Annotated in this window: 17 protein-coding genes and 1 pseudogene; 10 read left to right on the forward strand and 8 right to left on the reverse strand. The window is 61.9% G+C overall.

Annotated features, from left to right (window positions below):
• Positions 1 to 5: 5 nt before the first annotated feature.
• The 6 genes from ACFOFO_RS21760 to ACFOFO_RS21785 all read right to left on the reverse strand — a co-directional run bounded on the left by ACFOFO_RS21760 (position 6) and on the right by ACFOFO_RS21785 (position 7,803).
• A complete protein-coding gene (locus ACFOFO_RS21760; protein WP_390327216.1) occupies positions 6 to 866 on the reverse strand; it encodes an enoyl-CoA hydratase family protein in 861 nt (286 codons plus the stop codon).
• 179 nt (positions 867 to 1,045) lie between these two features.
• Positions 1,046 to 1,645 carry a MarR family winged helix-turn-helix transcriptional regulator gene (locus ACFOFO_RS21765; protein WP_390327218.1) on the reverse strand — a complete coding sequence of 200 codons (600 nt, stop codon included), beginning with the start codon at positions 1,643 to 1,645 and terminating at the stop codon, positions 1,046 to 1,048.
• Between the two features lie 10 nt (positions 1,646 to 1,655).
• Positions 1,656 to 2,438 (reverse strand): SDR family NAD(P)-dependent oxidoreductase, encoded by a 783-nt coding sequence (locus ACFOFO_RS21770; RefSeq protein ID WP_390327220.1) that lies wholly within the window; start codon positions 2,436 to 2,438, stop codon positions 1,656 to 1,658.
• A 2-nt stretch (positions 2,439 to 2,440) separates the two neighbouring features.
• Positions 2,441 to 4,837, reverse strand: a complete 2,397-nt coding sequence (locus ACFOFO_RS21775) for a bifunctional salicylyl-CoA 5-hydroxylase/oxidoreductase (RefSeq protein WP_390327222.1) — start codon at positions 4,835 to 4,837, stop codon at positions 2,441 to 2,443.
• A 95-nt stretch (positions 4,838 to 4,932) separates the two neighbouring features.
• Positions 4,933 to 6,090, reverse strand: coding sequence for an ABC transporter substrate-binding protein (locus ACFOFO_RS21780; protein ID WP_390332881.1), 1,158 nt, complete (start codon positions 6,088 to 6,090; stop codon positions 4,933 to 4,935).
• Positions 6,091 to 6,189: 99 nt separating this feature from the next.
• Positions 6,190 to 7,803: a benzoate-CoA ligase family protein gene (locus ACFOFO_RS21785; RefSeq protein ID WP_390327224.1), complete on the reverse strand. Its 1,614-nt coding sequence runs from the start codon at positions 7,801 to 7,803 to the stop codon at positions 6,190 to 6,192.
• A gap of 346 nt (positions 7,804 to 8,149) precedes the next feature.
• Between ACFOFO_RS21785 and ACFOFO_RS21790 the strand changes: the two genes are divergently transcribed.
• The 10 genes from ACFOFO_RS21790 (at position 8,150) to prfA (ending at position 17,722) form a co-directional block, all read left to right on the forward strand.
• Complete coding sequence (locus ACFOFO_RS21790) at positions 8,150 to 9,070, forward strand: branched-chain amino acid ABC transporter permease (RefSeq protein WP_390327226.1); 921 nt, start codon at positions 8,150 to 8,152, stop codon at positions 9,068 to 9,070.
• Positions 9,071 to 9,101: 31 nt separating this feature from the next.
• Positions 9,102 to 10,079 carry a branched-chain amino acid ABC transporter permease gene (locus tag ACFOFO_RS21795; RefSeq protein WP_390328255.1) on the forward strand — a complete coding sequence of 326 codons (978 nt, stop codon included), beginning with the start codon at positions 9,102 to 9,104 and terminating at the stop codon, positions 10,077 to 10,079.
• Positions 10,076 to 10,942: an ABC transporter ATP-binding protein gene (locus ACFOFO_RS21800; protein ID WP_390332839.1), complete on the forward strand. Its 867-nt coding sequence runs from the start codon at positions 10,076 to 10,078 to the stop codon at positions 10,940 to 10,942. The genes ACFOFO_RS21795 and ACFOFO_RS21800 overlap by 4 nt, the downstream gene beginning before the upstream one ends.
• Positions 10,939 to 11,652, forward strand: coding sequence for an ABC transporter ATP-binding protein (locus tag ACFOFO_RS21805; RefSeq protein ID WP_390327230.1), 714 nt, complete (start codon positions 10,939 to 10,941; stop codon positions 11,650 to 11,652). Before ACFOFO_RS21800 ends, ACFOFO_RS21805 begins: the two co-directional genes overlap by 4 nt.
• A gap of 555 nt (positions 11,653 to 12,207) precedes the next feature.
• The gene (minC, locus tag ACFOFO_RS21810; RefSeq protein WP_390332841.1) at positions 12,208 to 12,966 is read left to right on the forward strand and encodes a septum site-determining protein MinC; all 759 of its coding nucleotides are present in this window, start codon (positions 12,208 to 12,210) and stop codon (positions 12,964 to 12,966) included.
• Positions 12,967 to 13,015: 49 nt separating this feature from the next.
• Complete coding sequence (gene minD / locus ACFOFO_RS21815) at positions 13,016 to 13,831, forward strand: septum site-determining protein MinD (protein WP_390327231.1); 816 nt, start codon at positions 13,016 to 13,018, stop codon at positions 13,829 to 13,831.
• Between the two features lies 1 nt (position 13,832).
• Entirely contained in the window at positions 13,833 to 14,096 is a 264-nt protein-coding gene (gene minE, locus ACFOFO_RS21820; protein WP_390327233.1) for a cell division topological specificity factor MinE, read from the forward strand.
• Positions 14,097 to 14,179: 83 nt separating this feature from the next.
• Positions 14,180 to 14,878, forward strand: a complete 699-nt coding sequence (locus ACFOFO_RS21825) for a response regulator transcription factor (protein ID WP_390327235.1) — start codon at positions 14,180 to 14,182, stop codon at positions 14,876 to 14,878.
• A 348-nt stretch (positions 14,879 to 15,226) separates the two neighbouring features.
• On the forward strand, positions 15,227 to 16,516 hold the full coding sequence (hemA, locus tag ACFOFO_RS21830) for a glutamyl-tRNA reductase (protein ID WP_390327236.1): 1,290 nt from the start codon (positions 15,227 to 15,229) through the stop codon (positions 16,514 to 16,516).
• Between the two features lie 123 nt (positions 16,517 to 16,639).
• The gene (gene prfA, locus ACFOFO_RS21835; RefSeq protein WP_390327237.1) at positions 16,640 to 17,722 is read left to right on the forward strand and encodes a peptide chain release factor 1; all 1,083 of its coding nucleotides are present in this window, start codon (positions 16,640 to 16,642) and stop codon (positions 17,720 to 17,722) included.
• Positions 17,723 to 17,860: 138 nt separating this feature from the next.
• On the opposite strand, the pseudogene ACFOFO_RS21840 reads toward prfA, so the two are convergent.
• Positions 17,861 to 18,334, reverse strand: a pseudogene (locus ACFOFO_RS21840) (GNAT family N-acetyltransferase); the annotation flags it as partial.
• 288 nt (positions 18,335 to 18,622) lie between these two features.
• Positions 18,623 to 19,099, reverse strand: coding sequence for a MarR family winged helix-turn-helix transcriptional regulator (locus tag ACFOFO_RS21845; protein ID WP_390332843.1), 477 nt, complete (start codon positions 19,097 to 19,099; stop codon positions 18,623 to 18,625).
• Positions 19,100 to 19,120: the final 21 nt, after the last annotated feature.

A 19,120-nucleotide genomic window follows, 5' to 3' on the forward strand; every position in this document is an offset into this window, starting at 1 on the left:
TCGCCTTAATCGCCTTCAAAGACCGGCTTTTGCTTGGCCACGAAGGCATGATAAGCACGGTGGAAATCATTGGTCGCCATGCAGATCGCCTGCGCCTGCGCCTGCGCCTCGGCCTCGATCGCTTCATCGACGCCCATATTCCATTCCTGTTGCAGCATTTTCTTGGTCACGCCGTGTGCAAAATTAGGGCCCTGCGCCAGCTCCAAAGCGAAGCCTTGCGCGTCGGCCTGCAAGGTTTCCGGTGCGCACAGGCGATTCAGAAAACCCCAGCGCTCGGCTTCTTCGCCGCCCAAAGCACGGCCGCTGTACAGCAGCTCGGCGGCACGACCCTGCCCGATCACGCGCGGCAGCAGCGCGCAGGCGCCCATGTCGCAGCCGGCCAACCCGACCCGCGTAAACAGGAAGGCGGTCTTGCTGCGCGCAGTGCCGTAGCGGAGGTCGGACGCCAGCGCCAGCAGCGCGCCGGCGCCGGCGCAGATGCCGTCGATCGCCGCCACGATCGGCTGCGGGCAGGCGCGCATCGCTTTCACCAGATCGCCAGTCATGCGGGTGAACGCCAGCAGGCCGGGCATGTCGAGCTTGGTCAGCGGTCCGATGATGTCGTGCACGTCGCCGCCCGAACAAAAATTGTCGCCGGCGCCGGTCACCACGACCGCCTTGATATCGTCGGCATAGGCCATCGCGCGGAACAGGTCGCGCAGTTCGGCGTAGGAATCAAAGGTCAGCGGATTCTTGCGCTCGGGCCGGTTGAGCGTGACGGTCGCGACGCCAGCGGCGACCTCGAGGCAAAAATGCTGGGCCTGGTAGTCCGACAACTGCTGGCGATTGCCTGGCAGCTGGTGCGGTTGGCCGGGAAGATAACGCATGATATTTCCTTATTGACTTGATTGTTTGCGATTGCTACTGGTGCCGATTTGGTGCCGCTCGCTTGGCGCCGGCAGGATGGGTGAAACCCATCTCGTTGGCGCCGGCCAATGATGGGTTGCACCCATCCTACGGGTGCCGGTTATCCGGCTGTTGTGCTTCTCGACCTTACGCCTTGACCTTACGATTTGTCCTGCGCCTTGTTGTCGCTCAATGCCTGATTCAACTGCCCCTTCATTTGCGACAGCAGCTGCAGCAACTGGCCCTTGTCCTGCACCGCCAAGCCGCCCATCAATTCCACGATCCAGCCCTCGTGTTCTGCCGCCATCTGTTCGAACGCGCGGCGCCCGGCCGGCGTCAGCCTGACGCTGTAGGCCCGGCGGTCGGTCGGGTCGGCGACGCGCACCACCAGCCTTTCCAGTTCCAGCTGGTCGGTCAGGCCGGTAATATTGCCGCCGGTGACCATCATGCGTTTCGACAACTCGCCCATGCGCAGGCCCTTGGGATAGCGCTCCAGTTGCGCCATCAGGTCGAAGCGCGGCAGTGAAATATCGAAGTTGTTGCGCAGACGGGTGCGAATTTCATTCTCGATGATCAGGGTGCAGGACAGCATGCGCAGCCACAGCTTCAGCGACTGGTGATGGTCCTGCGTCAGCCGGGTTTCCCGGTCGACCGACGCTAGCGGCGTGTCGTCCGGGGTATCGACCGCGGTATTGTTCCGGATTGCAGCCAATTTGCGGCCGTTCTTGCCCGTTGCACTTGCCGGGATCTTGTTGCTCATTGCGCCGCCCTCACATCACTTCGCCGCCGGCCACGGCAAGGGCCTGACCGTTCATCGCGCTCGATCCGGGCAGACATAGCCAGACCACCGCGTCGGCGACTTCGTCCGGTTGCACCAGCCGCTTTTGTGGATTGCGCGCCGCCAGTTCGGCGCGCGCCTGCTCGGCGCTGCGGCCAGTCTTGCTGACGATGTTGGCGATTGCGTCATGCACGATGTCAGTCTCGGTATAGCCTGGACACACCGCATTGACGGTCACGCCCTTGCTCGCCACTTCCAGCGCCAGCGCACGCGTCAGGCCCACCACGCCATGCTTGGCGGCGCAGTAGGCAGTCACATAGCCATAGCCGGCCAAGCCGGCGGTACTGGCGACATTGACGATGCGGCCCCAGCCCGCCTGCAGCATCGCAGGCAAGGCCAGCTGGGTGCAATGGAAGGTGCCGTTCAGGTTCACCGCGATCATCTGCTGCCATAGCGCGGCATCGGTCTTGCCGAACGGCGCCGACACGGCTTGGCCGGCATTGTTGATCAAGATGTCGACCGCGCCGAAGGCGTTCACCGCCTGCACCCACGCCGCCTCCAATGCGGCGCGCTCGGTGACGTCGGCGCTCACCGCCTGGATCTGGCCTTGCGCCTGTAACTGCGCGACCGTTTGCTGCAGCGCTGCCAGGCTGCGGCCGAGCACGGTAACCCGCGCGCCCTGCGCCAATAGCGCGCGCACAATCGCGGCGCCAATGCCGCGGCCGCCGCCGGTGACCAGCGCGTGTCGTCCTGCCAGTTGCTGATGGCTGTCCATGCTTAACCCTCCAGCAATTTAGCGGCGATCTGCTGCGGACTCAGGCCGCTGTTGGCGGCGGCGAGCTGCTTTTCCCGCTCCAGATTGCGCTCGAGCTGGTCCTTGCCGGCGCGGTATTGCTTGGGCCACTCGATCTCGTGATAACCAATCTTGGCCGCTTCAGTCAGTGTCCAGGCCGGGTTCGCCAGATGTGGCCGCGCCAGCGCGCACAGATCGGCGCGGCCGGACGCGATGATGCTGTTGACGTGATCGGCCTCGAAAATGGCGCCCACCGCAATGGTGGGGATGCCGACTTCGTTGCGGATACGGTCGGCAAATGGCGTCTGGAACATGCGGCCGTAGACCGGCTTTTGCTGTTTGCTGACCTGGCCGGAAGAGCAGTCGATCATGTCGGCGCCGGCCGCCTTGAACAGGCGCGCAATCGCGACCGCGTCATCCGGCGTGATCCCGCCCTCGACCCAATCGTGGGCCGAGATGCGTATGCTGATCGGCTTGTCCTGGGGCCACACCGCACGCATCGCAGCGAATACTTCGAGCGGGAAACGACAGCGGTTTTCCAGGGAACCGCCGTACTGGTCGGTGCGGTGGTTGGTCAGCGGCGAGATGAAACACGACAGCAGGTAACCATGCGCGCAATGCAGCTCCAGCCAGTCGAATCCGGCCTTGGCCGCCTCCTGTGTGGCCTGCACGAAATCGGCCCGAATACGCAACATGTCCTGCACCGTCGCGGCGCGTGCATGCTGCGATATGCCAGCCAGATATTGCTGCTCCGATGCAGCGACCAGCGGCCAGTTGCCGTCGTCCAGCGGCAGGTCGATGCCGTCCCATTCGGGCCTGGTCGAGCCTTTCGGTCCGGCATGCCCGAGCTGCATCGCGATCTTCGCGTCGGTGTTGTGGTGCACGAAATCGACAATCCGCTTCCACGCCTGGGTGTGCTCCGGCCGGTACATGCCGGGGCAGGCCGGGGTGATGCGGGCGTCGGCCGACACGCAGGTCATCTCGGCAAATACCAGTCCGGCGCCGCCCATCGCGCGCGCGCCCAGGTGTACCAGGTGGTAGTCGCCGGGCGTACCGTCGAGCGCGGAATACTGCGCCATCGGCGACACCACGACACGGTTCTTCAGCACCGTGCCGCGCAGCCGGAACGGCGTAAACATCGGCGGGATGCTGTGCCGGTCGTGCGCCGGTCGCGGCAGGTCGGCCTGCGCGAATGCGTGATCGGCGATCCATGTTTCAAAATTCTCGACATAACGCTGGTCGCGCAGCCGCAGGTTCTCGTGCGACAGGCGCTGGCTGCGGGTCAGCATCGAATAGGCAAACTGCTCGGCCTCCATCGCGGTGTAACGCTCGACGTTTTCAAACCATTCCATCGAATTGCGTGCCGCGCTCTGGATCTTCAGCACCTCGAGCTCACGTGCCTGCTGGTAGACCTGCATCACTTTCTCCGCGCCTTGCTCGCCGTGCTGCGCAAAGCAGCGCGCCAGTTCGATCGCGTCTTCCAGCGCCAGCTTGGTGCCGGAACCGATCGAAAAATGCGCGGTATGGGCGGCGTCCCCCATCAACACCACCGGCACCCGCCTGCCGTCGATCTCGTTCCAGTGCACCCATTCCTTGCAGACGATGCGCGGGAACTTGATCCACAGCGCCGAGCCGCGCAGGTGGCTGGCATTGCTCAGCAAGGGATTGCCGTCGAGGTATTTGGCGAACAGCTTCTCGCAGTAGGCGATGCCCTCCTGCTGGGTCATCTGGTCGATGCCGGCTTTCAGCCAGACTTCTTCCGGCGTCTCGACAATGAAGGTCGCGGTATCGCCATCGTATTGATAGGCGTGGGCCTGGAACCAGCCGTGCTCGTTCTTCTCGAACGCAAAGGTGAAGGCCGGGAACAGCTTTTTGGTGCCGAGCCACACAAAGCGGCACTTGCGTGGCTCGATGTCGGGCTGGAAGGTGGCAGCATAGCGGGTACGGACCCGACTGTTCAGGCCGTCGCAGGCAATCACCAGGTCGGCGTTGTATTGGCGCGCGATTGCTTGATCGTCGGTGACGTCGGTTTCAAACACCAGTCGCACGCCGAGTTCTTCGCAGCGTTCCTGCAAGATGTTCAACAGCCGCTTGCGGCCGATGCCGCAGAAGCCATGGCCGCCGGAGGTCACCGTGCGTCCCTTGAAATGAACGTCGATATCGTCCCAGTGATTGAACGATTGCAAAATGGTGCGCGCGGTCTGCTCGTCGGCATTGACCAGATTGCCCAGCGTCTGGTCGGAAAACACCACGCCCCAGCCGAAGGTATCATACGGCCGGTTGCGCTCGATCACCGTAATCCGGTGCGCCGGATTCTGCTTTTTCATCAGCAGGCCGAAATACAGGCCAGCCGGGCCGCCGCCGATACAAACTATATTCATTCCCATTCCTGGCTTCTTTTCACTTTGTTGCGCAAATTTCGCAGGCCGTCCTGGCGCCATGCCTCGGCCGCAGGACAACCACAATGCTGACTGCTTTACTGCATCTTGCAAGCCGCCGCATAGGCGTCGCTATGGTTGGTAAATACCGGACTCAACAGCCGGTTCGTGATGCGGCCCTGGCTATCCTTGCCGATCACGCGCAAGTAGTAGTTCTGTATCGGGTACTGGTTGTGATTGAACCTGAAGTCGCCACGCACCGACTTGAAGTTGGCCGCCCGCAAGGCTTTGCCCAGGGCCGCCTTGTCGTCGATCTTGCCTTTCACGCCGCGCACCGCCGAGTCCATCAGCATCGCTGCGTCGTAGCCCTGCGATGCATACAGGGACGGCAGGCGGCCATAATCCTTCAGGAAATCGGCGACGAAGCGCTTGTTTTGTGGATTGTCCATGTCGTGTCCCCATTGCGAGCTGTTGAACATGCCGAGCATCGGTGCGCCGACCGCCTTGATCACGTCTTCGTCGGCCGAGAAGCCGGGACCGAACAGCTGGATGTTTTTCGACAGGCCGGCGTCGACGAATTGCTTGATGAAGTTGATACCCATGCCACCCGGCAGGAAGATGTAGAGTGCATCCGGCTTCTGGGCGCGGATCTGCGCCAGTTCGGTGGCGTAATCGAGCTGGCCGAGCTTGGTATAGATTTCATCGGTGACGTGGCCCTTGTAATAGCGCTTGAAGCCGGTCAGCGCATCCTTGCCGGCCGGATAATTGGGCGCCACCAGCGCGACATTTTTGAAGCCCTTGTCGTTGACCGTCTTGCCGACCGCCTCATGCAGATTGTCATTCTGCCATGCGACGTTGAAGAAGTATGGGTTGCATTGTTCACCTGCATATTGCGACGGGCCGGCGTTGGCGCTGACATAGTAAGTCTTGGAATTGAAGATGGTCGGACCGACCGCCAGCATCAGGTTCGAAAAAACGATGCCGGTCATCAGGTCGACCTTGTCCTTCTTGAGCATCTTGTCGACCAGCTGCTTGGCCGCATCTGGATTCTGCTGATCGTCGCCGCTGATCACTTCGACCGGCAGATTGCCGAATTTGTTGCCGAGATGTTTCAAGCCCAGATTGAATCCATCGCGGATATCGACACCGAGACTGGCGCCGGGGCCGGACAGCGTGGTCACCATGCCGACTTTCACGCCGGCCTTGACCTCGTCGGCGGCGTGGGCAGTCCAGCCGACCGACAGCGCCAGCAACATCGCAGAAATTCTTGTTATTTTCACGTTCGTCCCCTCGGTCGACAAATACATCAAAATCGGTTCAATCTGGGCTGCTTAGTTGCCTACTTATGCGCTTGGCTACGCAGCCTGCCGGAGTTTAAAGCGCTGCAGCTTGCCGGTCTCGGTGCGCGGCAGCGCGCTGCAGAAATTGATCGCGCGCGGGTATTTGTACGGCGCAATCGATTGCTTGACGAATTCCTGCAGCTGCTTGATGGTCGCGGCATCACCTTCGACACCCGGCTTCAGCACCACATAGGCGGTCACGATCTGGCCGCGCTCCTCGTCCGGCAGTCCGACCACACCGCACTCGGCGACGTCGGGATGCTGCAACAACGCGTCTTCCACTTCGGGCCCGGCGATGTTGTATCCGGCCGAGATAATCATGTCGTCGGTGCGGGCGCGATACCAGAAATAGCCGTCGGCATCCATCTCGTAGGCGTCGCCGGTCAGGTTCCAGCCTTCATGCACATAGTCGGCCTGACGCGGGTCGTTCAGATAACGGCAACCGGTCGGCCCTTTCACCGCCAGCCGCCCGACCACGCCGGCCGGCACCGGTTGGCCCTGGTCGTCCAGAATGCAGGCCTGATAGCCGGGGATCGGTTTGCCGGTGGCACCGGGCCGAATATCGTCGCCCGCCGCCGAGATAAAAATGTGCAGCAGCTCCGTCGAGCCGATGCCGTCGATCATCGCCAGCCCGGTGGCCTGGCGCCACAGTTCGCGCGTTGCCCGCGGCAATGCCTCGCCGGCCGACACGGTTTTTTTCAGGCTCAACAGATCATATTTTGCGGCCAGCGGCGCCATCTGGCGGTAGAACGTCGGCGCGGTAAAGCAGATCGTCGCCTGAAAATCCTGGATGTTTTTCAGCAGCGCTTCCGGTGTCATTTTTTCGAGCAGCACGGTGGCAGCGCCTGCCCGCAGCGGAAACAGCAGCAGGCCGCCCAGGCCGAAGGTGAACGCCAGCGGCGGGGTGCCGATGAAAATGTCGTCGGCATGTGATCGCAAGATCGAGCGCGGGAAGCAATCGCAGATGGCCAGCACGTCGCGATGCGTGTGCATGGTGCCCTTCGGCTTGCCGGTGGTGCCTGAGGTAAATGCGATCAGCGCGATGTCGTCGGCGGCGGTATCGCAAGCCTTGAACTCGGTCGGCTTGGCCGCCATCAGCTGCTCCAGCGCGGTGGGTGCGTCGCCGTTGAAGTACACCACCTGTGCCAGTTGCGGCGCGCCACTGCGCGCGGCATCCATCTCGACGCGCAGATCTTCGGCACACAATGCTGCGCTGACCTGCGCCTTGTCCAGAATCACCGTCAATTCCTTGGCCCGCAGCAACGGCATGGTCGGCACCGCGATCAGGCCGGCCTTCAGCACCGCCAGCCAGCAGGCCGCCATCATCCGATTATTGGCGCCACGCAACAGCACCCGATTGCCCGGTACCAGTTGCATGTCATCGCGCAGCACCTGCGCGATCTGATTCACCTTCGCCAGCAGCTGCGCGTACGTCCACACGCCCTGATGGCTATGGATCGCCGGCCGCTGCGCTTGCGCTCCGACCGCCATCCGGTCGAGCAACTCGACCACACAGTTCAGCCGGTCCGGATACTGCAGCTCCGGCAGCTCGAACAATAACTGCGGCCAGTGCGCTCGCGGCGGTAAGTTGTCACGGGCAAAGGTGTCCAGGTAAGCGCTTGCGCTCATGTCGGCTCCGGTCGATCTGTTGCGATCTGTTGTACGGCGGGACGGCGTGCAGGGTGGTATCCCTGCGCGCAAATTATGCACGCAAGTGCGTGCACGAAAATTCACTTAAAACGCTACGATTTCTTTCAACAAAATATACTTTAGATATAAACTATCCAAACCGCAAGTAATTTTGCAAGATTGCTTGCTGTGTTGATTTGTAGCAAATTCACGCAGGACAAGACCGGCCTGCATACCCTGATATGCGGCAGCCGATTGCAGCTTGTTAATATTGCGGATGCAGCACGCTGGCAATATCAAACGTAGCAGACTGGTTGCGTCTCACCTTGCCGCCAAAGGAACCGACATGGATCTCACTGTGCTAATCGAGCATGGTTTGAATGGGCTGCAGTTCGGCCTGATGCTGTTTTTGCTGGCCGCCGGCCTGACGCTTATCTTCGGCATCATGGACTTCATCAATCTGGCGCATGGCTCGCTGTATATGATCGGCGCCTATTGTGCGGCGACCTTCAGCGCGCTGACTGGATCGTTCTGGCTCGGATTGCTGCTGGCGCTGGTCGTCACCGCCCTGGTCGGCGCAGTGCTGGAGATCGCGATCTTGCGCCGGCTATACCGGCGCGATCACATGTCGCAGGTGCTGGCGACGTTCGCGCTGATCCTGATCTTCAATGAGGCGGCGCGCATGATCTGGGGCGTGCAGCCGCTGATGCTGAATACGCCGCCGCAACTGGCGCAACCGGTCGAACTGCTGCCGGGCTTTTTCTATTCATCGTTCCGCCTGTTCATCATCGCCACCGGCTTGGCGGTCGCGGCCTTGCTGTACCTGATCGTGGCCAAAACCCGGCTCGGCATGTGGGTCCGCGCCGGCGCGTCGAACCGCGAGATGGCGACTGCGATGGGTGTCAATATCAAGCTGATCTTCACCTTGCTGTTTGCGTTTGGCGCCGCGTTGTGTGCACTGGCGGGCGCCCTGCTCGGCGCGATCCTGTCGGTGCAGGTGGGCATGGGCGAAAGCATCCTGATCCTGGCCTTTGTCGTGATCGTGATCGGCGGCATCGGCTCGATCCGCGGCGCGCTGGTCGGCGCGTTGCTGGTCGGCGTGGTCGACACCTTGAGCCGAACCCTGTTGCCGAGCCTGTTGCGCGCGCTGATGCCGATCGACGTCGCCGCCAACCTGGGACCGGCGCTGGCGTCGATCCTGATTTACGTGCTGATGGCCGGCGTGCTGTTCTTCAAACCGCAGGGCTTGTTCCCGGCGCGCGGATAGGACCACGATGAATTCATACCCCACCAGCAAAATGCATCATGCCCTGTCGCTGCGCTGGTGCGCCCTGTTGCTGGCCGTGCTGCTGATTTTCCCGCTGGCCGCCAATGTGCTGGGGCAGGCGTTTTATATCGGCCTGGCCAGCCGCCTGCTGATCTTTGCGCTGGCCGCCAGCAGCCTGAACCTGATCCTCGGCTTCGGCGGCATGGTCAGTCTGGGCCATGCCGCCTACTTTGGTGCCGGCGCGTACACGGTCGGCATCCTGATGCAATACGGCGTCGCTTCGGCGTGGCTGGCATGGCCGGCCGCCACCTTGCTGGGCGCCGCGCTGGCGCTGCTGATCGGCGCGGTGTCGCTGCGCACGCGCGGCGTCTATTTCATCATGATCACACTGGCGTTTGCGCAGATGATGTACTACCTGTTCATCTCGTTGAAAGCCTTTGGCGGCGACGACGGCATGAGCCTGGCGGCGCGCTCAAGTATTGGCATTGGCGGCGGCATCGGCGTCGAGCTGGCATCGGATAGCACGTTTTATTACGTGGTGCTCGGCATCATCACTGCCGCTTTGTTTCTGCTGCAACGGCTGATCAATTCCCGTTTCGGTCGCGTGCTGCAGGCTGTGCGCGAGAATGAGGCACGGATGGCAGCGATCGGCTATCCGGTGTTCCGCTACAAGCTGGTCTGCTTCGTGATCGCCGGTGCACTGGCGAGCCTGGCCGGCGCCTTGATGGCGAACCAGAACATGCTGGTCAGCCCGAATCTGGTGCACTGGACCCAATCCGGCAGCCTGATGGTGATGGTGATTCTGGGCGGCAGCGGTTACTTTTTCGGCGGCCTGATCGGGGCCGTGGCGATGCTGCTGCTGGAAGAAATTCTGTCGGGCTATACCGAACACTGGCAGCTGGTGCTGGGCCTGATCCTGCTGGCCGTGGTGTTATTGCTGCCGAACGGCCTGGCCAGCCTGGCCGATCGCTTGCACCGATCGCATCCCAAGCGCGCAGCCGACGTATGACGTCCACCTGCATGAAGCCCGATTCCCCGCGCCCGGCACTGCTGGAATTGCGCAATCTGGTCAAGCGTTACGGCGGCCTGGTCGCGACCGATCACCTGAACCTGACGCTGATGCCGGGTGAAATCCATGCCATCATCGGCCCCAATGGTGCCGGCAAGACCACGCTGATCCAGCAGATTTCGGGCGCCATCACACCCAACCAAGGCAGCATCCTGTTGGACGGGAGTGACATCACGCAGCTGCCGATGCACCGGCGCGTCGCGCTGGGCCTGGCCCGCTCCTACCAGATCACCAATATTTTCAGCGCGTATTCGGTGCTCGACAACTTGGCGCTGGCGGTGCAGGCGCTGTCGGGCGGCAGCATGCGTTTCTGGCGGCCGGTGGTGACCGAGAACGCCTTGTTCGAGCAGGCAGCGGCAATCGCCGCACGGGTCGGATTGGCCGCCCAACTCCACCGTATTGCCGGCAGCCTGGCGCACGGCGAACAGCGCCAGCTGGAAATCGGCCTGGCGCTGGCCACCAATCCGCGCATGCTGTTGCTGGACGAGCCGATGGCCGGCATGGGGCAGGAGGAATCGGCGCGGCTGATTCCGTTGATCACCGACTTGCGCCCCGACATCGCGGTGCTGCTGGTCGAACACGACATGGACGCGGTGTTCCGGATGGCGGACCGGATTTCGGTGCTGGTGGCCGGCCGCATCATCGCGTCCGGCGCGCCGCACCAGATCCGCAGTAATCCTGCTGTCAGGCAAGCCTATTTAGGCGATGAATTAGGCGATGAGTTGAGCGGGGATTCAAGCGGTGAATTGAGCGGTGAAGGGGACGATGAATTGCGCGATAACACCCGCGAGGCCGCGAAATGAGCGCGATCCTGCAACTGCAGCGCGTTGAAACCGCCTACGGCAGCAGCCAGGTGCTGTTCGGCATCGACTTGACGATCGAGCGCGGCCAGGTTGCCACCCTGCTGGGTCGCAACGGCATGGGCAAGAGCACCACGGTGCGCTCGATCCTCGGCCTCGCCCGCATCCTGCCCGGCGGCAGCATCGTATTCAACGGCCAGCGCATCGACCAGCTGGCGCCGGATCGGGTGGCGCGGCTGGGCATCGCGCTGGTGCCCGAAGGCAGGCAGATATTTCCGAACCTGACGGTGCGCGAGAACCTGGTCGCGTTCGCCGCCAACCGCAGCGGCGCCGCCGATCCCTGGACCCTGGACCGGGTCTATGCGCTGTTCCCGCGGCTGCAGGAGCGCGCCGCCAACATGGGCAATCAATTGTCGGGCGGCGAGCAGCAGATGCTGGCGATTGGCCGCGCGCTGATGACCAATCCGCATTTGCTGATCCTGGACGAGGCGACGGAAGGCCTGGCACCGCTGGTCCGCGAAGAAATCTGGCGCTGCCTGGCGCAATTGCGCGCGCTCGGGCAAACCACGCTGGTAATCGACAAGTATGTGCAACGCCTGATCGCGCTGGCTGACCGCCACACCGTGATCGAGCGCGGCAAGGTGGTGTGGGCCGGCGATTCGGACGCCTTGCGGCGGGCGCCTGAAGTGTGGCAAAGGTATGTGGGCGTCTGATCTGGTTCAGGCAACGGATTGGAACACATACTGGCACACATATAACAAATCTTCCGCATATGCATACTAATTAGTTTTTATATACTGGCACTAAATTGCAATTTCCTGGCAATGCCATGCCGTGTGAAAACTTACAATAATTTCTGTCACCCCAGCCCTTCGACAGACTCAGGATAAACTGGCCTTCGGCCACGCTGGGGTCCAGCGGCATCCGTTGCGCGGGGCCGATGCCTTTTCGAATGAATACCTCTAGCACACACTGAAAGACACTCGATCCCAGCGTGGCCGAAGGCCAGTCCATCCTGAGCTTGCCGACGGACTGGGATGACGACCCAATTCATCATCATCTGCATCGAAGTTGACGGCAAATAGCCACACAATAATCACAAATAACGACAAATCAAAACGTAGTAGTACTCCATGCCGCCACCAAGCTTTTGCTTTTGCCTTAATCTTGGTAGGATTCGTTTTGTTCAGGTGCAAGGCCACAACATCCGTTGCCTTGACTTATTTCCCGCTGGAAACCAGGCTTCAGGCCGCAGCACACACGTTCTTATGCCAAAAAGCCAAACCCGCAAGCCGATCGAAATCAAGATATCCACCGTGGTGGCCATTTCCACCATCTTGCACGAAACCGATCCGGCGATACTCGATGCTGCCTTGCAACAGTTGACCGGCGGCGTATCCGATTTTTTCGATGATGAATTTGCGGTCATCGATGTCGGCGCACTCGACCTGCCCAATACCAGGATCGACTGGGCCGCGCTGATCGCCTTGCTCAAGTCCTACCATCTGAACCCGGTCGCGGTGCGCAATGCCGCGCCTGAAATGAGCGCCGCGATCGTGGCGCATGGCTTGAGCCTGGACGTCGTGGCGAAAGCGCGCGACGACATGGTCGCGCCGCCGGCCAAGGCCAGCCCGGCCCCGGCTACCCAGCCTGCGGCCGCCAACCCGGCACCAGGCACGCCGCTGACCACCATGATCATCGACACGCCAGTGCGCGCCGGCCAGCGCATCTATGCGCGCGGCGCCGACCTGATCGTCACCGCAGCAGTCAATAATGGCGCCGAAATCATTGCCGACGGCAGCATCCACGTCTACGCGCCGCTGCGCGGTCGGGCCTTGGCGGGTGCCAGCGGCAACGCCGCCGCGCGGATTTTTTCGTTTGGCATGGAGCCGGAACTGGTCTCAATCGCCGGCATGTACCGCACCTTCGAGAATGGTTTCCCGGCGGAACTGGCGGGCAAGCCGGCGCAGGTGCGGCTGATCGGCGACCGTATCGAGGTCGCGCTGGTCAATCCGGCCGGGCGCTAATCCGATTCATTATTTACAGTTCAATCGCATCGACTAAAGGAGCTTTTTTGTGGCAAAAATCATCGTTGTGACGTCCGGCAAAGGTGGCGTGGGCAAGACCACGTCCAGCGCCAGTTTTTCGTCCGGCCTCGCGCTGCGTGGCCACAAAACGGCGGTGCTCGATTTTGACGTCGGCCTGCGCAATCTCGACCTGATCATGGGTTGCGAGCGGCGCGTGGTGTACGACCTGATCAATGTCATCAACAATGAAGCCAACCTGAACCAGGCGCTGATCAAGGACAAGCACTGCGACAACCTGTTCATCCTGCCGGCCTCGCAAACCCGCGACAAGGATGCGCTGACCGAAGAAGGTGTCGAGCGGGTCCTGAAAAACCTGGTCGACATGGGGTTCGAATACATCATCTGCGATTCGCCGGCCGGCATCGAGCACGGCGCGCTGATGGCGCTCACCTTCGCCGACGAAGCGATCGTGGTCACCAATCCGGAAGTGTCGTCGGTGCGCGACTCCGACCGCATCCTCGGCATCATCCAGGCCAAATCGCGGCGCGCGCTGAACGGCGGCGAACCGGTCAAGGAGCATCTGCTGATCACCCGTTATTCGCCGAAGCGGGTCGATGCCGGCGAGATGCTGTCGCATTCCGACGTGCAGGAAATCCTGCGGATTCCGTTGATCGGCATCATCCCGGAATCGGAAACGGTTCTGCATTCATCCAACCAGGGCCATCCGGCGATTCACCTGAAGGGTAGCGATGTGTCGGAAGCCTACGAAGACGTGGTGTCGCGCTTCCTGGGCCACGATGTGCCGATGCGTTTCACTGCCTACGAAAAACCCGGCCTGCTGCAGCGCATCTTCGGAGGGAAGTAACATGGCCCTGCTCTCATTTCTGTTCACCAACAAACCGAAAAGCGCCAGTGCCGCCAAGGAACGGCTGCAGATCATCATCGCGCGCGAACGCAGCGGTCGCGGCGGTCACGACTTCCTGCCGGCACTGCACAAGGAACTGATCGCGGTCATCTCCAAGTACGCCAAGGTCAATCCTGAGGACATCAAGCTGTCACTGGATCGCCAGGGCAATCTGGAAGTGCTGGATGTGAACGTGGTGCTGCCGGATCCGGAATTCGGAAGCTAAGTGGTAGATACGTTTGTGTTTGTCTATCCGGTCGAGATGAGAATGGCTGTCGCGGCAGCCATTTTCGCCACCTGTCCTGTGCCATGAAAATCGCCCTGCTCGAACCCCAAGCGAGCCAGTCCGTACTGATCTGCGATACGCTGACCGCGTTCGGGTATCAGTGCCAGTCCTTCACCACTGTGAAAGAGCTGCAGCAGCAGTTGCGACGCGGCGACTGCGCGCTGCTGATCATCGCCTGGCCGATGCCGGAGGCGGCCAACGTCGACCTGATCGGCTGGTCGCGCGAAAAATTGGGACATGATTTGCCGCTGCTGCTGATCGGCGACGGCGTCGCGCCCGATGCCTTCGCTGCGGCGCTGGACGCCGGCGCCGACGATTATCTGATGACGCCGATCCGGGCCGCAGAGCTGGCGACCCGGATGCAGGTCCTGTTGTTCCGCCGCTATCCGCTGCCAGATACCAGCCAGCAGGTGCAGTACGGCCATTACCGGTTCGACCTGCGCACCAGCCTGCTAACGCTGAACGGGGAACCGATCGAACTGACCCACAAGGAATTCGCGCTGGCGCTGTTGCTGTTTCGAAACCTGGGACGGCCGCTGTCGCGTGCGACGATCCTGGAAACCGTGTGGGCACGGGATCTGGACGATGACGAGATGCCATCGCGCACCGTCGACACCCACGTGTCGCGGGTCCGCAACAAGCTGCAATTGCGACCGGAACATGGTTACCGGCTGGCACCGGTCTACAGTTACGGCTATCGGCTGGAGCAGGTGACGGAATGATCGGGGTCGCAGCGATCGAGCGGCTCGGGCTGGTTGATTTTTGCAACACCGGTTTGCAAGTGCCGTTCGCACTGAGATCCGCCCGCCCTGAGTAGGTCCGTTCGCCCTGAGTAGCGAAGCGTATCGAAGGGAGCGTATCGAAGGGCGCATTTTGCAGGCAGAAACAGGCTTCGATACGCCGCCGCGCGGCTACTCAGCCCGAATGGCTAACCCTAACTAGTGGGCAACTACAGGGCAACGAGCAATTGACAGCCCGGTAGCGTGACTCACGTAAAACCCGGCACCGCACCGCATCCCTTATAATAGCGGGTGACTATTATCCGGTCTCGCGACCCGAAAACCCCCGAAATGCAACTGCTCGCCGTTGGCCTCAACCACACCACCGCGCCCGTATCGCTGCGCGAGAAGGTCGCCTTTGCGCCGGACCAGCTTGGTCAGGCGGTGGTAGCGGCGCGCGGCTGGTTCCAACGGCTCGAGCCGATTTCCGGTTCGGGCAGCGCCAACGACGAGGCAGCGATCCTGTCGACCTGCAACCGCACTGAACTGTATGCGGCCAGCCAGACCGCCAATCCGCTCGACGCCACCGCGCATTTCCTCGCTGAATATCACAAGCTGCCTTACGCCGAACTGCGCCCACATCTGTACATGTTGCCGCAAGACAATGCAGTGCGCCACGCCTTCCGCGTCGCTTCCGGCCTCGATTCGATGGTGTTGGGCGAGCCACAGATCCTCGGCCAGATGAAGGACGCCGTGCGTCAGGCCGAAGCGGCCGGAGGCCTGGGCACCTATTTGCACCAGATGTTCCAGCGCACCTTCGCGGTCGCGAAGGAAGTGCGCACTACCACCGAGATCGGCGCCCACAGTGTGTCAATGGCTGCGGCGGCGGTACGCCTGTCGCAACGCATCTTTGACCGGGTTGCCGACCAGCACGTGCTGTTCATCGGCGCCGGCGAGATGATCGAACTGTGCGCCACCCATTTTGCCGCCCAGCACCCGAAATCGCTGACCATCGCCAATCGCACGCTGGAACGCGGCGAGGCGCTGGCGCACCGCTTCAACGGCCGCGCGATCCGGCTGGCCGAATTGCCAGAACAACTGGCGCACTTCGACATCGTGGTGTCGTGCACCGCATCGTCGTTGCCGATCATCGGACTCGGGCTGGTCGAGCGCGCAATCAAGACCCGCCGCCACAAGCCGATGTTCATGGTCGATCTGGCGGTGCCGCGCGACATCGAAGCTGAAGTCGGCCGGCTCGACGACGTCTTCCTGTACACCGTCGACGATCTCGGCGCCGTGGTGCAGACCGGCCTCGAAAACCGACAGGCCGCGGTAGCACAGGCCGAGGCGATCATCGAAACCCGGGTGCAATCGTTCATGCACTGGATCGACACCCGCTCGGTGGTGCCGCTGATCCAGGACTTGCAGGAACACGGCGAAGCGATGCGCCTGCTGGAACTGGAGCGCGCGCGCAAGATGCTGGCGCGCGGCGACGATATCGAGCTGGTGCTGGAAGCGCTATCGAAAGGCATCACCGCCAAATTCCTGCACGGCCCGCAACAGGCCCTGCATCAAGCCCAGGGCGACGAGCGCGCCCGGCTGGCGGCATTGCTGCCGCAACTATTCCGCACCAAGCGCTAGCTGCGCTGACCACTATCCCGCGCGGCCGCCCGCGCCGTGCCCGCTTTCAGCGCCCGGCACCTTTGCGGTTCCGAATCGCGAACCCCGCCCGACTTGCTAACACTGACCAACACAGAAGACACCATGAAACCATCAATGCTGGCCAAACTCGACCAACTGGCCAATCGCCTGATCGAACTTGACGCGCTGCTGATGCAGCCGGAGGCCACGTCCAACATGGACCAGTACCGCAAGCAGACGCGCGAGCATGCCGAGCTGGGGCCGCTGGTGGCCCTGTACCGCGATTACCAGCAGGCCGAGGCCGACGTCAGCGATGCGCAGGAGATGTTGTCGGACCCCGAGATGAAGGAGTTTGCCCAGGAAGAAATCAGCGCTGCCAAGGCGCGCATGGAGCAGCTCGAAATCGACCTCCAGAAAATGCTGCTGCCGAAAGATCCGAACGACGAACGCAACATCCTGCTCGAGATCCGCGCCGGCACCGGTGGCGACGAAGCCGCGCTGTTCGCCGGCGACCTGCTGCGCATGTACAGCCGCTACGCCGAGCGCAACCGCTGGCAGGTTGAGATGATGTCGGAGTCACCGTCCGAGCTGGGCGGCTACAAAGAAGTGATCGTGCGCATCGCCGGCGCCGGCGCCTATTCGAAACTGAAGTTCGAGTCCGGCGGCCACCGCGTGCAGCGCGTGCCGGCCACCGAAACGCAAGGACGCATTCACACCTCGGCCTGCACCGTGGCCGTGATGCCGGAAGCCGACGAGCTGGCCGATGTCGTGATCAACAACGCCGACCTGCGCATCGATACCTTCCGTGCCTCCGGTGCCGGCGGCCAGCACATCAACAAGACTGATTCCGCGGTGCGCCTGACCCACCTCCCGACCGGCATCGTGGTCGAATGCCAGGACGGCCGCAGCCAGCACCAGAACAAGGCGCAGGCAATGCGCGTGCTGGCCACCCGCATCATGGACGGCCAGCTACGCGAGAAGCAGGCCAAGGAAGCCGCGACCCGCAAGAGCCTGATCGGCTCCGGCGACCGCAGCGAGCGCATCCGCACCTATAACTTCCCGCAGGGCCGCATGACCGACCACCGCATCAACCTGACGCTGTACAAGCTCGACTTCATCATGGATGGCGAACTGACGGACCTTACCACCGCGCTGGCGGCCGAGCATCAGGCGGAGATGCTGGCGGCGCTGGGGGAGAATGCTTGATTGGCGTGGCCGGCACGGTGACGGATCACGCTTTGGTCGTGCCGGGCGAAATCAAGGGGTAACGGAAGGGCGGCCACCAAGAGACACCCACGATGCGCGCTCGAATGCCCGTCGACCTCAAGGCGGCGCCTCTTGCTTCTAGTCGTTTCCAAACTCCCTGGGCCACTCATGGGCGAGCATCGCGAAGATCACGTCGTCAAACCACTCTCCACGGAAATGATAGCTTTCCACGTGATGAGCCTCTTGACGGAAGCCCAGCGCTCGGAACAGTGTCACGCTCGCCGTGTTGCGAGGGTCGACTGAACAGATCAACCTGCGACAACCCCACTGCCGGAAAGCGAGGTTGATACCGGTCGCGACGACCTCACGTGCGTACCCTTTGCGCTGATGAACTGGCCTGAGCGATAGACCGAACTCGATTGGATCCTCCGTTGTTGCTGGGAACCGTACTTCGAAGTCGCCGATCAACTCGCCGGTTTGCTTGTCGCGGATGGCAAGTTGACACCATTCACCGGCTTGGCCAAATTTTATGTTCGACTGCCTAGAAATGAAATCGGCCGCCTCTTTGGCGTTGGCAGGTTGCCAGCCTTGATACCTAGCCACCTCCGGATCCCCACGATATTCTGCGTGAAATTATATTGGACACGCTGGCACAACCGGCGCATCAATTTCCGACTCGGCACATAGCTGAATGAAATATTCGGACATGCAGACGTGTAGGCTCACTAATGTCGGTTCTTGGCTGGCTTGGAACCGTCGGCGGAAAGTCGCTTTGCGGCCACGAGGATAGTTCGCTACTCTCTGAAAGCGGTCAGCCGTCGCTCGTCTATAAACCACTGTGGCGTGGTCATGGCGCTCATCAGACGATGGACAGTCGAGTTGCGTCGGTCGCTTCGTTATTCAGCGCACGCTGTCGTGCAATGCCACCGTCACCAGCCAACGCCTGATTATTTGTTCATCGCTCTGGGAGATGCCGGCCAGCAGGTCTTTTTCCACTGATTTGACGCGAGCACGACATTTTGCGAGAAGCTGCCGACCAGCCTCGGTCACCTCGATCTGCTGAATGCGCCCATGTATCGCGTGCGCACGACGCGATACAGCACCATTGCGCTCCAGGTTCGACACGATGACGCTCATCGTCTGAGGCGTCAGCAATGACAGACGCGCCAGATCGGCACCGGACGCGCCGGGGTAGGCCGCGAGCATGGTCAGCACCGAGAACTGCGGTAGCGTTACCGCGAGGTCAGAAAGTGCGCGCTCCATTCTGAGCCGATGGGCAGCACCCGCTTGCCGGAGCAGATAACCGATGTGGCCTTGTTCGCCCCGCTTGCCTTCGCCAACGGCTGGTACGGCGGCTTTGCTTCGAGTTTCGTCCATATTGTCAGCATTCGAACATCA

The sequence above is a fragment of the Pseudundibacterium arcticum genome, assembly GCF_042646465.1.
GTDB classification, from domain to species: Bacteria; Pseudomonadota; Gammaproteobacteria; order Burkholderiales; family Burkholderiaceae_D; genus Undibacterium_A; species Undibacterium_A arcticum.

Coding starts and splice junctions, on each gene's coding strand:
- ACFOFO_RS21760 (WP_390327216.1), bottom strand. CDS start 866: ATGCGTTATCTTCCCGGCCAACCGCACCAGCTGCCAGGCAATCGCCAG.
- ACFOFO_RS21765 (WP_390327218.1), bottom strand. CDS start 1,645: ATGAGCAACAAGATCCCGGCAAGTGCAACGGGCAAGAACGGCCGCAAA.
- ACFOFO_RS21770 (WP_390327220.1), bottom strand. CDS start 2,438: ATGGACAGCCATCAGCAACTGGCAGGACGACACGCGCTGGTCACCGGC.
- ACFOFO_RS21775 (WP_390327222.1), bottom strand. CDS start 4,837: ATGAATATAGTTTGTATCGGCGGCGGCCCGGCTGGCCTGTATTTCGGC.
- ACFOFO_RS21780 (WP_390332881.1), bottom strand. CDS start 6,090: ATGTTGCTGGCGCTGTCGGTCGGCTGGACTGCCCACGCCGCCGACGAG.
- ACFOFO_RS21785 (WP_390327224.1), bottom strand. CDS start 7,803: ATGAGCGCAAGCGCTTACCTGGACACCTTTGCCCGTGACAACTTACCG.
- ACFOFO_RS21790 (WP_390327226.1), top strand. CDS start 8,150: ATGGATCTCACTGTGCTAATCGAGCATGGTTTGAATGGGCTGCAGTTC.
- ACFOFO_RS21795 (WP_390328255.1), top strand. CDS start 9,102: ATGCATCATGCCCTGTCGCTGCGCTGGTGCGCCCTGTTGCTGGCCGTG.
- ACFOFO_RS21800 (WP_390332839.1), top strand. CDS start 10,076: ATGACGTCCACCTGCATGAAGCCCGATTCCCCGCGCCCGGCACTGCTG.
- ACFOFO_RS21805 (WP_390327230.1), top strand. CDS start 10,939: ATGAGCGCGATCCTGCAACTGCAGCGCGTTGAAACCGCCTACGGCAGC.
- minC (WP_390332841.1), top strand. CDS start 12,208: ATGCCAAAAAGCCAAACCCGCAAGCCGATCGAAATCAAGATATCCACC.
- minE (WP_390327233.1), top strand. CDS start 13,833: ATGGCCCTGCTCTCATTTCTGTTCACCAACAAACCGAAAAGCGCCAGT.
- ACFOFO_RS21825 (WP_390327235.1), top strand. CDS start 14,180: ATGAAAATCGCCCTGCTCGAACCCCAAGCGAGCCAGTCCGTACTGATC.
- hemA (WP_390327236.1), top strand. CDS start 15,227: ATGCAACTGCTCGCCGTTGGCCTCAACCACACCACCGCGCCCGTATCG.
- prfA (WP_390327237.1), top strand. CDS start 16,640: ATGAAACCATCAATGCTGGCCAAACTCGACCAACTGGCCAATCGCCTG.
- ACFOFO_RS21845 (WP_390332843.1), bottom strand. CDS start 19,099: ATGGACGAAACTCGAAGCAAAGCCGCCGTACCAGCCGTTGGCGAAGGC.